The 811-nt window shown below is 49.2% G+C and carries 1 protein-coding gene; it reads right to left on the bottom strand.

Annotation, left to right across the window (positions count from 1 at the left end; genetic code table 11):
• Positions 1 to 42: 42 nt before the first annotated feature.
• Positions 43 to 771, bottom strand: a complete 729-nt coding sequence (locus tag F0L74_RS34540; protein ID WP_497707334.1) for a S1 family serine peptidase — start codon at positions 769 to 771, stop codon at positions 43 to 45.
• Between the last annotated feature and the right edge of the window lie 40 nt (positions 772 to 811).

Consider the following 811-nt stretch of genomic DNA (forward strand, 5'->3'; position numbering starts at 1 on the left):
TTGGTGCTTTTATATTTGAATTAAGATCATTCTTTAACATTTTTACGAATTGGATTGGATCCAAGAGGTGAAACGGGAAACGCGAACGTTAACACCAGGGAAGCGACGGTCAGCGCAGTACTGTCCCCAAGAGCAGACACCAACGAGGACGCGGTTGTGGAGGAGAGGACCACCGGAGTCACCCTGGCACTGGTCGCGACCACCGACGTCCAAAACACCAGAGCACAACATGTTAGCGGTGATAGCACGGTTAATGGGTCTGTAACGTTGGACGCAGGCATTCTGATTGATGGTCCAGACCTGGACGTGACGGAGTTGCTCCGAATTAGACCCTCCGAGCGATGTAGCACCCCAACCAGCAGCCCAAACAACTTGGTTATCACCAAGATTGTAATTGGCACCAGCAATATTAATAGGACGAACGTTGTTGTTATAAGCTATGTTGGAATTACTGCGTAAGATGCAGAGGTCACTGTCAGCAGTACGTCTGTTATAGTTGGGATGAATGATAATTCTGTTCACGTTATGCACAACACCCCCACTGTTGGCAAAGGTGGAACCAACACGAATACGCCAACGGCCTGTAGCGTCACCGTATGGACAGTGAGCGGCACTAAGGATAGATCTCTGGTTAAGGATGTTTCCACCACAAGACTGCCACCACTGATTCCAATTCCATGTATACAACAAAGCAGCTCTACCGGGATACTGGTTAATGTTGGTCGTGGAGCCACCAATAATCCTTTGTGGGTTGGTAGGAACACCCGCCACAGCAGCAAGCCCAAGGGCCAACAAAATAATGGTAGACCGC

The sequence above is a fragment of the Chitinophaga agrisoli genome (genome assembly GCF_008386695.1).
Taxonomy (GTDB): domain Bacteria; phylum Bacteroidota; class Bacteroidia; order Chitinophagales; family Chitinophagaceae; genus Chitinophaga; species Chitinophaga agrisoli.